Source organism: Chryseobacterium sp. MEBOG06, from assembly GCF_021869765.1.
Classification (GTDB): domain Bacteria; phylum Bacteroidota; class Bacteroidia; order Flavobacteriales; family Weeksellaceae; genus Chryseobacterium.
The window spans coordinates 293,287-304,878 of the sequence record NZ_CP084580.1 but is presented as its reverse complement, the minus strand read 5'-3'; the positions used below and the strand labels follow the sequence as shown (position 1 = coordinate 304,878).

The window sequence follows — 11,592 nt, the reverse complement described above, 5'->3', positions numbered from 1 at the left end:
TCAGCCTTCTAACAACTTTATAGAAGAAAATATATTTTTAAGGCAAGATCATAATATTTTATTCATTAATTTCAAAAAAATCACTTTCTTTACAAACAAAAAAGAATATATGCTATATTCTTATAAAATAGTATATTAACATATTACTTAAAAAAACAAAAATTTCATAAATTTAAAGCATGAAAAAAACGATTTTAACCACATTAATTCTCGCTGGCCTTAACTTCAGCTTTGGCCAACAGACCCTTTCTATAAACGGTGCTACAGGCGCACAATCCGTATTTGATGGAATCAAGTCTACAACAGGTAAAACTTTGAAATATGATGAAATTCCAGGAGCTTCTCCATATCTTACTAAAGAATTTTCTAACGCTAAGGTGGCTGCTAACTATGAACAGGTTCCGGTACGTTATAACAGCTATAGTGATGAAGTGGAGTTTAAGAAAAACAACGAAATTCAGGTTCTTCCTAAGACTGCAGACTTTTCAAGAATTGAAATTTCCTCTCCTAAACAAACAATCGTACTTCTTCAGACCTCTGATGATTTAAGCGGCTATTTTTTAGAACTAGTTAATGGCAAAAACAGTTTGTATAAAAAAGTAAAAACCAAATTCACTGATCTTGTTCCGGCAGCTAATTCTTACGCTAGTGACAGACCGGCAAATTTCAGGGCTTTAGATCCTGCATATTATATAAAAACAGACAAAGGTTTTATAAAGAAACCTCGAAATCAGAAAGAAATCATCGAGCAGTTTCCTGATAAAAAAGAAGCTTTAAACACTTTCTTTAAGTCTAATAAAATCAAGTTTGATAAAGATGAAGACTTGATAAAACTGGTCACTTTCTTAAACCAGGATTAGGCAATCAACATCCTAGTGAAATAGAAAAATTATTACAAATAAAACAGCCGTCTCATTGAGACGGCTGTTTCTATTTTATCTGAAAGAATTATTTCAGTTTTTTCTTAACGGCTACTTCTTCGTAAACTTCAAGAATATCACCGACTTCGATATCATTATACCCTTTCAGGTTCAGACCACATTCGTAACCTTTTGTTACTTCCTTCACATCATCTTTGAAACGCTTCAAGCTTTCAAGCTCTCCGTCAAATTTCACGATTCCATCTCTCAATACTCTTACTTTAGAGTTTCTGGCCACTTTTCCTGAAAGAACCATACATCCAGCAATTGTTCCGACTTTAGAGATCTTAAATACCTCTCTTATCTCGACATTACCGATTACCTGTTCTTTAATTTCAGGAGAAAGCATCCCTTCCATAGCTTCTTTCACCTCTTCAATAGCAGCATAGATTACAGAATAGTTTCGGATTTCAATTTCTTCTCTGTCTGCAAGATCTTTAGCGTTAGCACCGGCTCTTACGTTAAATCCAATGATAATAGCATCTGAAGCGGCAGCTAAGTTAACGTCAGATTCAGTAATCTGTCCTACTCCTTTGTGAAGAATATTAACGTTAATTTCGGCAGTAGATAACCTTTGCAACTGATCGGATAGTGCTTCCACTGATCCATCCACGTCACCTTTTAAGATAATATTCAATTCTTTGAAATCACCTAAAGCAATTCTTCTACCTAATTCTTCAAGTGTAGTATGTTTCTTAGTTCTGATTGAAAGTTCTCTCTGAAGCTGCTCTCTCTTATTAGCGATAGTCTTAGCTTCACTTTCATCTTCATATACTTTAAACTTATCACCGGCTGTAGGGGCTCCGTCTAATCCTAAAATAGTTACAGGAATAGATGGACCAGCTTCTGTAAGGTTTCTTCCTCTTTCATCAAGCATCGCTTTTACCTTACCGTGGTTTTTACCTGCCACTACATAATCTCCCACTTTTAAAGTTCCTGTCTGTACCAACATTGTTGCTACGTATCCTCTTCCTTTATCCAGCGAAGCTTCAATAACAACACCTTGAGCATTTCTATTAGGATTAGCTTTTAAATCAAGCATTTCTGCCTGAAGTAATACCTTTTCTAATAGAATATCCATATTGTTACCAAATTTTGCAGAAATTTCCTGCGCCTGTACATTCCCTCCCCATTCTTCTACCAGAATATTCATTCCGGAAAGCTGCTGTCTAACATTATCAGGGTTTGCACTCGGTCTATCTACCTTATTTAATGCAATAATCATTGGTACACCAGCAGCCTGTGCGTGAGAAATAGCTTCTCTCGTTTGAGGCATCACATCATCATCGGCAGCAATTACGATAATTGCAATATCCGTGATCTGAGCACCTCTGGCTCTCATCGCTGTAAACGCTTCGTGACCTGGAGTATCTAAGAATGTAATTCTTTGTCCGTTTTCAAGTTTCACGTTGTAAGCACCAATATGCTGTGTAATTCCTCCAGATTCACCGGCAATTACATTTGTTTTTCTAATGTAGTCAAGTAATGAAGTCTTACCGTGGTCAACGTGTCCCATTACTGTTACAATTGGAGCTCTTGACATAAGATCCTCTTCAGAATCTATAATTTCTTCACTATCACTTTCTTCCAGATCAGCATCTGAGAATTCAATTTTATAACCAAATTCGTCAGCAACCAATAATAAAGTATCAGCTTCAAGTCTCTGGTTCATCGTAACCATTACACCTAGTGAGAAACAAGCAGAGATTACTTCAGTTGGGGAAACATTCATCAAACTCGCCAATTCACCTACTGTGATAAATTCCGTTACTTTAAGAGTTCTGTCTTGTGCTTCTAGCTCTTGCTGACGCTCATCCTGTTCTCTTCTGTATGTTCTTTTATCTTTTCTGTGTTTTGCAGATTTAGACTTCCCTCCTTTGTTAGTAAGTTTCTCTAATGTTTCTTTGATCTGGTTTTTAACTTGTTCGTCAGTCAGTTCAACTGGCATAACTCGTTGTCCGGGTCTGTTATTCGGGGCACCTTTTTTGAATCCTCCACCTTGACCACCTGGGCGGTTCTGGTTATTGTTATTTCCAAAACGGTTTCCTCCCGGACCTCCCTGACCTTGAGGCCTGTTTCCTGGACCACCCTGACCATTTTGGCCCTGACGGTTACCACCTTGTCCACCGTTGTTATTCTGACGGTTTCCCTGGCCCTGGCCTCCTTGGTTATTATTTCCTGAGTTTTGATTATTCCCCTGACCTTGTTGGTTATTCGGGCCACCTGGTTTTTCAATTCTCTTTCTTTTCTTTTTCGCTCCAGAACCTGGTTTTGGTGCAAACTGAGTTAAGTCAATCTTTTCTCCAACGATCTTAGGACCATCTAGTTTTTGATAAACTGTTTCAATTTTTTGTGGTTCTTGAGACTCAGGAGCAGCTTCTACTTTAGGAGCTTCCACTTTTTTCTCTTCTACAACTACTGGTTTTGGAGTTTCTTTCACTGGTTCCACAGGTTTAACTTCTTCTTTTTTCTCCTCCATTTTTGGTTTGTCTTTTTTCACAGGTCTGTTTCTAGATTCTATTTGAGACAAATCAATTTTATCCAAAACTTTAAATTCCTGCTTTTCAGGGGCTGCTTTAACTTCCGGTTGTTCTTCTTTCACGATTTCTTCTTTCTTTTCCTCAACCGGTGTCGCAACAGGAGCCACAGGAACTGCAGGAGCTTCCTCAACTTCAGGCTTCTTAGGCTCTAGATCTATTTTACCTAAAATTTTAGTCTCTGGTTTATTTGCTTTAGCTCTTATCACTTCAGGGGTTTTCTTTTCTTCAATTTCCAGTTTTTCTTCCGGAACTTTAGTGATCACCACCTCATGGGAAGCCTTTCGTTGTTCGCCATCTTTAGCAAACTCAGCTTCCAATGCAGAATATGCCGATTCTTCCAATTGAGCGTTAGGATTGCTTTCAACCACGAAACCCCTTGACTGTAAAAATTCTACTAATCTGGACATCGAAATATTGAATTCCTTAACCGCTTTATTTAATCTAATTTTTGGCATCTATATTATTTACTGTTTTTTAATTTTTAAAATTAAAGTATTTCCTTTTTACTGTTTATTAAAATTTATTAAAATCTTAATCTTCAAATTCTTCTCTCAGAACACGTTTAACCTCTTCAATTGTTTCTTCTTCAAGGTCTACCATATTTAAAAGACTTTCAGTTTCTTTATCCAATACTGATTTTGCAGTCGTAAGTCCTACTTTCTTAAACTCATCCAAAATCCACTGCTCAATGTCGTCGTTGAATTCTCTCAATTCAACATCGTCATCCTCGCTGGACTCTCTGTATACATCAATCTCATATCCTGTCAACCAAGAAGCCAGTCTGATATTTTGACCTTGTTTTCCGATTACTTTAGAAATTTCTTCAACCGGAGTATATACCAATGCATAATTGGTCTCCTCATTGATCTCAATCTTGTTAACCGTAACATTTCCTAACGCTCTCTTCACCAAAATCTCAGGGTTTTTAGACCACTGAATAACATCGATGTTTTCATTTTTCAACTCTCTTACAACGCCATGAATTCTGGATCCTTTCACTCCAACACAAGCTCCTACCGGATCAATTCTGTCATCATAAGCATCTACTGCAATCTTCGCCTTCTCCCCAGGAATTCTTACTACCTTTTTCAGGATAATAGTTCCGTCCTGGATTTCAGGAATTTCCAACTCAAGTAACTTTTCAAGAAACTTAGGTGCAGTTCTGGAAATAATAATCTGTGGTTTTGAACCTTTAAAATCTACTGTCTCAACAATAGCTCTGATATTCTCACCCTTTTTAAAGAAATCGGATGGGATCTGGTTTTCTTTTGGTAAAATAAATTCATTCCCTTCATCATCCAACAAAATCACGTGCTTGTGACGGATATGGTGAATTTCCCCAACAACTATTTCTCCAATTTTATCTCTAAACTGTTCATACAGCATTGCATTATTATGCTCCTGAAGTTTTGTAGCCAGAATCTGCTTCAGTGTAAGAATATTTCTTCTTCCCAACTGAGCCACAGGAATTTCCATTGTAAAATCCTCACCTACTTCAAATGTAGAGTCAATCTTCTTTGCTTCAGAAATTTCAATTTCCAAATCATCGTCTTCAGACATCTCATCTTCTACAATTGTTTTATTCAAAAATATCTGAAAATCTCCTTTATCTGGGTTCACAATCACGTCAAAGTGGTCATCTGAATCAAATCTTTTTCTCAAAAGTGTCTTCAGTGAATCCTCAATAATTGCCATAAGATCAATTTTACTGATCCCCTTTTCGTCTTTAAAATCACCAAAGGATTCAATCAACGCTATATTATCCATCTATTCTTTTTTCTTTTTAAAATTTAATTACTACTAATGCTTTTTTGATCTCGGAGTAAGGTATTTCTTTCTCCTCCTCTGCATCTACCTTGCCTTTACCGATATCTTTCGGCTTACGGTAACGTAGAATAAGGGTGATCTTCTCTTCATCTACTTTTGACAATTCTCCTTCAATTTTAGAAGAATCCTCCAGCATCACTTCAATTTCTCTTCCAATGTTTTTACCAAACTGTCTTGGAGTAACCAAAGGCTCACTTAATCCTGCAGACATCACCTGCAGACTAAAGTCATGTTCTTCACGATCCATATTGAACTCTATTGCACGGCTTGCATCAAGGCAATCCTGCAAAGAAACTCCATTGTCTCCATCTAAAATCACTGTAATATCATCCCCTGCAGAGATCTTAAGATCAATAAGAAACAGATCTTGTCTTGTCTCAAGGAATTCATTTAATAATTCTTCAATTCTTTTTCTAAACTCCATACGTTCTTTTATCTTGATTTACAGTACGAAAAAAGGCTTTCTTTCGAAGCCTTCCCATTTTTCCCGTAAATCCAATGCAAATATACGTCTTTTTTCTAAAAAAGCAAAATAATCTTATTATCAAGCAAATAGCTTAAAATTCTTTTACGATAAATTAAAGAAGCAAGTGAAAGTATTTTTATTATTTTTGCTTCTAGAATTTAAAAACAAACATTTTGAATATAACGATTGTAGGAACAGGTTATGTAGGATTGGTTACAGGAACTACTCTGGCAGAACTTGGCAATTCAGTATACTGTGTTGATATTGATGAAAAAAAAGTAGAAGGTATGAAAAACGGCATTGTTCCCATCTATGAGCCGAACCTTGAAGAAATGTTTCTCAGAAACATCCAATCCGAAAGATTATTTTTCACCACCGACCTTAAACAGGCATTAGACAAAAGTGAAGTCATATATCTGGCGCTGCCTACTCCTCCCGGAGAAGACGGTTCTGCGGATTTATCCTATGTACTGCATGTTGCCAGCAATATTGGCGAAATGATGACAGAATACAAAGTCATTGTCAATAAAAGCACCGTACCTGTAGGAACTGCCGATAGGGTAAGAGAAACTATATCTTCAAAAACAGACATTCCTTTTGATGTAGTTTCAAATCCTGAATTTTTAAGAGAAGGTTTTGCGGTTGAAGATTCCATGAATCCATCCAGAGTGGTTGTAGGAGCAAGCGCTGAAAGAGCAAAGGACATTATGTCTAAAATCTATCAGCCCTTTACCAATACCGGCATCCCCATTATCTTTATGGATGAGAAGTCATCCGAACTTACAAAATATGCTGCGAACTCATTTCTTGCTGTAAAAATCACTTTCATGAATGAGATTGCCAATTACTGTGAAAAGGTGGGTGCAGATGTAGACAAAGTAAGACTTGGAATGGGTAGTGACGACAGAATCGGGCACCGGTTTTTATTCCCGGGTATCGGATATGGCGGAAGCTGTTTTCCTAAAGATGTGAAAGCATTGATAAAATCCGGAAAACAGGAAGATTTTAACTTCCAGATTCTGGAAGCAACAGAAAATGTAAATACCACTCAGAAAGTAATTTTAGTATCTGAAATTGAAAAATATTTTGGAGGCAACATTGAAGGAAAGAAAATCGCAATGTGGGGGCTTGCTTTCAAGGCCAATACAGATGACATAAGAGAAGCTTCATCATTGGACAATATCGCTCTTTTATTAGAGAAAGGAGCAAAAATCACAGCTTATGATGCCGTTGCAGAAAACAATGTTAAAAAATTCCTCGGAGACAAGATACAATACGCCAAGGGAATGTATGATGCGTTAGAAGATGCAGATGCACTATTCATCGCTACAGAATGGCCGGAGTTCAAAAATCCTAATTTTGAACTTATGGCTAAAAAAATGAAAAACACAGTCATTTTTGACGGCAGAAATATGTATCCGCTGGAAATCCCTGAGCAAAACGGATTTTATTATAAAAGTATAGGAAGAAAGACCATTTTAAAATAACATAAATGAAAAATATTATTATTACTGGAGGAGCCGGATTCATCGGATCCCATGTTGTGAGAGAATTTGTAAAAAACAACCCGGATACCATGATCATCAATCTTGATGCTCTTACCTATGCCGGAAATCTGGAAAACCTGAAAGACATCGAAAATGAGCCTAATTATGTTTTCGAAAAAGCAGATATCACCCAACCGGAAGAACTTAGAAAAGTCTTTGAAAAATATAATCCGGATGCTGTAGTACATTTAGCTGCAGAAAGCCATGTGGACAGAAGCATCACAGACCCAATGGCATTTATCAACACCAATGTGAATGGAACAGCCAACCTCCTCAATCTTTGTAAAGAGTTCTGGACATTAAATCCGGACCATACCCACGGAAGATTCCCTGACGAAAAAAGAACCAACTTATTCTATCATGTTTCTACAGATGAAGTATACGGAAGCTTGGGAGAAACAGGATTCTTTTTAGAAACAACATCTTACGACCCTCAGTCTCCATACTCAGCTTCAAAAGCAGCTTCCGACCACTTGGTAAGAGCCTATGGAAACACATACGGCATGCCTTTCATTGTATCAAACTGTTCAAATAATTACGGACCTAATCACTTCCCTGAAAAGCTAATTCCTCTTTGTATTTCTAACATTATGAATGAAAGACCACTGCCAATCTATGGTGATGGAAAATATACGAGAGACTGGTTATTTGTAATCGATCACGCAAAGGGAATCCACCAAATTTTTAACGAAGCTAAAACAGGAGAAACTTATAACATTGGCGGTTTTAACGAATGGCAAAATATTGATCTGGTGAAAGAGTTGATCAAACAGATGGATGCTAAGCTTGGAAAACCGGAAGGCTATTCTGAGAAACTCATCACTTTTGTAAAAGACAGACCTGGACATGACAAACGTTATGCTATCGATGCAACTAAGCTGAATCAGGATCTAGGATGGAAACCATCTGTAACTTTTGAAGAAGGATTAGGAAAAACAATTGACTGGTATCTGGAAAATAAAGAATGGCTGGAAAATGTCACTACCGGAAATTACCAGGATTACTATCATAAACAATACAGCTAAACTTTTAATAATAAAGCTAATAAAGCACAACTTTCTTATTAGCCTTTACAAAGTAAAAATAATCAACTTACAACACAAAAGAAATAAGCGTAATACGCACTAACACATGAAAGGAATAATATTAGCCGGGGGTTCCGGAACAAGACTTTACCCTCTAACCATAGCAGTCAGTAAGCAATTAATGCCTGTTTATGATAAACCTATGATTTACTATCCACTATCTACGCTTCTTTTAGCCGGGATTAAGGATATCCTAATTATAACAACACCACACGATCAGGAAGGATTTATCAAGCTTTTGGGGGATGGCTCTCAGATAGGATGTAATATTGAATATGTTGTACAGCCAAGCCCGGATGGACTTGCCCAGGCATTTATTTTGGGAGATCAGTTTATTGGCAATGATTCTGCCGCTCTGGTTTTAGGTGATAATATTTTTTATGGTTCTGAAATGGGAACTTTACTGAAAAATAAAACCAATCCTGAAGGAGGGGTTGTATTTGCATACCATGTTGCCGATCCTGAAAGATATGGTGTTGTAGAATTCGACAAAGATCTAAAAGCGGTCTCTATTGAAGAAAAGCCACTGAATCCAAAATCAAATTACGCCGTTCCAGGTTTATACTTTTACGACAACAATGTAGTGGAGATTGCAAAAAACATTCAACCTTCTGCAAGGGGTGAATTAGAGATCACTGACATCAATAACGTCTATCTGAAAAATCAAAAACTGGAAGTCGCCGTTCTGGACAGAGGTACTGCATGGCTGGACACCGGAACCTTTGACTCTCTTCACGACGCTTCTGAATTTGTAAGTGTTATCGAAAAAAGACAAGGCTTCAAAATTGGCTGCATCGAAGAAATCGCATTCCGAAATAAGTTCATCAATGAAGAAAAACTGCTTGAAACCGCAGTAAAATACGGAAAAAGCGGCTACGGCGAATATTTAAAACAGCTTATCCGTAAATAATACAAACTTTACACATACTGCAAACTATTGGCTTTATGCCAATAGTTTTTGCTTATACCAACAAATATCAATATATTAGTTGTAATTTTTTAGTTTTATTTTAACAATAATTCATAAACTAGAAAAACAAGGTAAGAATTAATTATTTATAAATTTGCAAAAACTTACACAGATGAATGAACCACAACAAAAGTGGACAGAAACGATTGATGCAGATCATTCGTTATTTGACTTGAAGCTAAAGGAGGTCTGGAAATACAAAGATCTTGTCTATATGTTTGTCAAAAGAGATTTTGTTTCCAGCTTTAAACAAACTATCCTGGGCCCGGTATGGTTTTTTATCAATCCTATTTTAACAACTATTGTATATCTGGTAATTTTTGGCAGAATTGCCAAGTTACCCACTGACGGCGCTCCCCCTCTACTCTTTTATCTGGCAGGTGTTACTCTTTGGAATTATTTTTCCTCCTCATTACTGGCAACTTCCTCTACTTTTTCAGGAAACGCAGGAATATTCGGCAAGGTATACTTCCCAAGACTTGTCACTCCCCTATCGATTGTTATTTCCAATCTTATGCGGCTTGGTGTGCAGTTTCTTTTATTCATTATCGTATGGGGATATTATTTAAGTCAGGGGCAGATTCATGTTAACTGGTGGATTCTTGCAACTCCCTTTCTTATTTTACTGATGGCGCTTTTCTCATTAGGACTGGGAATGATATTTTCCGCTCTCACAACGAAATACAAAGATCTCAGTATGCTTCTGGGATTTGGTGTAAGTTTATATATGTATGCCACTCCTGTTATCTATCCTACTTCTGCTCTTAGAGGAATTTTTAAAGAGGTCGCTTTATATAATCCTTTAACCGGAATTTTTGAATGTTTTAAATATGCATGGTTGGGCGTTGGTGACTTCTCCCCGCTTATGCTGGGTATAAGCACTTTCATTATTCTTATCATTATGGCTGCAGGAATTGTCATTTTCAATAAGGTTGAAAAAACCTTTATGGATACTGTATAATTACTCCTTATTTAAAAATATAAATTGAAAAAATATGCTGGCTTTAAAAGCAGAAAATATATCTAAACAATACCGCCTGGGACAGGTCGGAACAGGTACTCTTTCTCATGACCTCAACAGATTCTGGTATAAAGTAAGAGGAAAAGAAGATCCTTATTTGAAAATTGGGGAAGCAAACGACAGAGCGACCAAAGGGGATTCTGAATACGTTTGGTCTCTCCGTGATATTAATTTTGAAATCGAAAAAGGTGATGCTGTAGGAATTATTGGAAGAAATGGTGCCGGAAAATCTACTCTGCTTAAGTTGTTGAGTAAGGTAACAAAACCTACTACAGGAAAAATATATACCAATGGTAGAATCGCTTCATTATTAGAAGTAGGTACCGGGTTTCACCCTGAGATGACAGGACGGGAAAATGTATTCTTAAATGGTGCCATATTAGGAATGACCCGTAAAGAAATCAAACGTAAATTTGATGAAATCGTAGCTTTTTCCGGAGTTGAAAGGTACATTGACACTCCAGTTAAAAGATATTCTTCAGGGATGTATGTCCGCTTAGCTTTTGCGGTAGCGGCTCACCTGGAATCTGAAATTCTTATTGTAGATGAGGTTTTAGCGGTAGGAGATGCTGAATTTCAAAAGAAATGTCTGGGGAAAATGAATGATGTAACAAAAGGTGAGGGAAGAACCATCCTTTTTGTGAGTCATAATATGGCCGCCGTTAAGCAACTCTGTACATCCGGTATTCTTTTAAAAAACGGACAGGTTGACCATCACGGAGACATTAACAGTGTATTGGAAAACTATATCATCAATGAACTTTCTCCTAATGTTGAGTTCAGCTATATTGAGGATATAAACAAAAAAGCCCAAATCCAAAAAGTCAGAATCTATAATAACAAATCTGTTGAAACCACAGAATTTGGACACAATGAAGATATTAATGTTGATATAAGCTTCATCAATAGAAGGGTTACTTCTGGTATCAGAGTAAATATCGCTGTTTTGGACAAATTTGAAAACGTAATCTTTATCGCCAGAAAGGTATTTGATGGAAAAAACGAAAATAGTTTTACTATAAAGATAGAAGGTGAAAAGCTGATTCCCAACACTTATGTACTTTCAGTTGCTATAGATACTCCCTCGGTAGAATTGTATGATATAATAAAAGGAGGTGTACAACTTAATATCATAGAAACGGGGCATGAGAACTTTCTTGCCGGAGATACAGACAACGGAATCATTACCCCTCCTGTAATATGGATGTAAAAACAA

At 36.8% G+C, this 11,592-nt stretch carries 9 protein-coding genes; 6 read left to right on the top strand and 3 right to left on the bottom strand.

Features of this window, described 5'->3' with window-relative positions:
• The first annotated feature begins 179 nt into the window (after positions 1–179).
• Positions 180–860 (top strand): hypothetical protein, encoded by a 681-nt coding sequence (locus LF887_RS01330; RefSeq protein WP_236857043.1) that lies wholly within the window; start codon positions 180–182, stop codon positions 858–860.
• Between the two features lie 88 nt (positions 861–948).
• Here the strand turns inward: LF887_RS01330 and infB are convergent, their stop codons facing one another.
• From infB to rimP, 3 genes are all read right to left on the bottom strand, one after another.
• Positions 949–3,915 (bottom strand): translation initiation factor IF-2, encoded by a 2,967-nt coding sequence (gene infB / locus LF887_RS01325; RefSeq protein ID WP_236857042.1) that lies wholly within the window; start codon positions 3,913–3,915, stop codon positions 949–951.
• A 76-nt stretch (positions 3,916–3,991) separates the two neighbouring features.
• Complete coding sequence (nusA, locus tag LF887_RS01320; RefSeq protein WP_236857041.1) at positions 3,992–5,227, bottom strand: transcription termination factor NusA; 1,236 nt, start codon at positions 5,225–5,227, stop codon at positions 3,992–3,994.
• A gap of 16 nt (positions 5,228–5,243) precedes the next feature.
• Positions 5,244–5,711, bottom strand: coding sequence for a ribosome assembly cofactor RimP (gene rimP, locus LF887_RS01315; RefSeq protein ID WP_236857040.1), 468 nt, complete (start codon positions 5,709–5,711; stop codon positions 5,244–5,246).
• Between the two features lie 215 nt (positions 5,712–5,926).
• Here rimP and LF887_RS01310 point away from each other — a divergent pair, with 215 nt between their 5' ends.
• The 5 genes from LF887_RS01310 to LF887_RS01290 all read left to right on the top strand — a co-directional run bounded on the left by LF887_RS01310 (position 5,927) and on the right by LF887_RS01290 (position 11,586).
• On the top strand, positions 5,927–7,240 hold the full coding sequence (locus tag LF887_RS01310) for a UDP-glucose dehydrogenase family protein (RefSeq protein ID WP_236857039.1): 1,314 nt from the start codon (positions 5,927–5,929) through the stop codon (positions 7,238–7,240).
• A gap of 5 nt (positions 7,241–7,245) precedes the next feature.
• Positions 7,246–8,325, top strand: a complete 1,080-nt coding sequence (gene rfbB, locus LF887_RS01305) for a dTDP-glucose 4,6-dehydratase (protein ID WP_236857038.1) — start codon at positions 7,246–7,248, stop codon at positions 8,323–8,325.
• 106 nt (positions 8,326–8,431) lie between these two features.
• Positions 8,432–9,295, top strand: coding sequence for a glucose-1-phosphate thymidylyltransferase RfbA (rfbA, locus tag LF887_RS01300; RefSeq protein WP_236857037.1), 864 nt, complete (start codon positions 8,432–8,434; stop codon positions 9,293–9,295).
• 172 nt (positions 9,296–9,467) lie between these two features.
• Positions 9,468–10,316 carry an ABC transporter permease gene (locus tag LF887_RS01295; protein ID WP_236857036.1) on the top strand — a complete coding sequence of 283 codons (849 nt, stop codon included), beginning with the start codon at positions 9,468–9,470 and terminating at the stop codon, positions 10,314–10,316.
• A gap of 34 nt (positions 10,317–10,350) precedes the next feature.
• Positions 10,351–11,586, top strand: a complete 1,236-nt coding sequence (locus LF887_RS01290) for a polysaccharide ABC transporter ATP-binding protein (RefSeq protein ID WP_236857035.1) — start codon at positions 10,351–10,353, stop codon at positions 11,584–11,586.
• Positions 11,587–11,592 lie beyond the last annotated feature (6 nt).